Raw genomic sequence first — 1,654 nt, forward strand, 5'->3', positions numbered from 1 at the left:
GCTGGGCGATCGCGGCGAACGACAACAGGCCGATCGCCGCCAGTTGCGTGTTGCCGAGCGCGCGGTAATAGAAGTAGGCCATCAGCATGATGGCCAGGATCGCGATCCGGCGTGATTTCAGCAGGAAGTCGCCGAAATCCTTGGTCTGGCCGCCGGCATGACGGCCGCGCTGCAGCACCAGCGGCATCACGATGTCGTTCGAGACCATGACCGACAGCGCGATGCATTCCACGATCACCATCGCGGTGGCCGCCGACAGGCCCCCGACGAAGACGCCGATCGAAAGCCATGGCGCGTTGCCGTCGATCGGCAGCGCCAGCACATACATGTCGCTGTCGACGGCGCCGAACGGAAACACGATGAGGCCGGCGAGCGCGATCGGAATCACGAACAGGTTGATGGCGACGAGATAGAGCGGGAACAGCCAGCGCGCGCGGCGGACTTCGGAGTCGGTGGAGTTTTCGACCACGGTGACATGGAACTGGCGCGGCAGCATCATGATCGCGCAGAACGACAACAGCACCATGGTCAGGAAGTTGCCGATCGACGGCACGTAATTGATCGCGCGAACCGCTTCCGGGCTGCTGCTCGCGCGTTCCGCAAGCTGCGCAGGGGTGAACATCCAGAACGTGACGAACGCGCCGGCGGCGATGAAGGCGACCAGCTTGACGATCGATTCGGTCGCCACCGCCAGCATCAGGCCGTGCTGGTGCTCGGTGGCGTCGGTCTGCCGGGTGCCGAACAGCACCGCGAAGGCCGCCATCGCCAACGTCACCATCAGCGCGATATCGCCGATGATCGGAATCTTGGAGAACGCCTGGTCCTCGCTCAGGATGGTGGTAAGCGATGACGACATCGCCTTGAGCTGCAGCGCGATATAGGGAACCGATCCGATCATCGCGATGAGCGCGACGGTGGCGGCGACCGCCTGGCTCTTGCCGTAGCGCGCGCCGATGAAGTCGGCGATCGAGGTGATGTTCTGGCTTTTCGCAAGCCGGATGACGCGGCGGAGCAGCGGCGTGCAGAGCCCGACCATCACGATCGGGCCGATATAGATCGCCAGAAAGTCGACGCTGTTGCGGGTGGCGAACCCGACCGAGCCGAAAAAGGTCCAGGACGTGCAATAGATCGCAAGCGACAGCGGATAGATCAGCGCCGAGGCGCGGCCGCGCTGGGCGGGCGACAGCCGATCGCCATAACTCGCGACGAAAAACAGCAGGCTGATGTAGCCAAATGCGGCTGCGATCACGCCCCAGTCGTGCAGCATCGCTGCGTTACTCCCTGTACCGGCCCGGGAAGCCTCTTGTCGAAGCCTCTCATATCGTTGGGGCCGAGGATAACGCGTTGTGACCGTGCTGGCGACAGCGATTTCCCCGGTCTGCCGGGGGATTGGGATCGTCGTTAAATCGAGCGGTGCCGAGGGCCGTCACGCGCCGCCAATCATCTTGTTCCAGAGGATTGCCGTCGGCCGTTATTCGGCCGCGAGCGACTTCCGGTTCAGCGGCAGGTCGAGTCGCTCCCAGACCTGGAGCAGCGCTTCCGCAAGGTGGTCGATCAATCCGTCATCGTGATAGGGTGACGGCGTGATGCGCAGCCGTTCGGTGCCCTTGGCCACCGTCGGATAGTTGATCGGCTGGATGTAGATGCCGTGCTC

1 protein-coding gene and 1 pseudogene are annotated in these 1,654 nt (G+C 63.6%); both read right to left on the reverse strand.

The features are described from left to right. A pseudogene (locus WCB02_RS00425) lies at nucleotides 1-1,267 on the reverse strand (hybrid sensor histidine kinase/response regulator); the annotation flags it as partial. Between the two features lie 204 nt (nucleotides 1,268-1,471). Continuing rightward, nucleotides 1,472-1,654 (reverse strand): aminotransferase class I/II-fold pyridoxal phosphate-dependent enzyme (locus tag WCB02_RS00430; protein WP_423955125.1); only part of this gene is annotated, 183 nt, incomplete at its 5' end.

It is taken from the genome of Bradyrhizobium sp. (assembly GCF_049581145.1).
GTDB lineage: Bacteria > Pseudomonadota > Alphaproteobacteria > Rhizobiales > Xanthobacteraceae > Bradyrhizobium.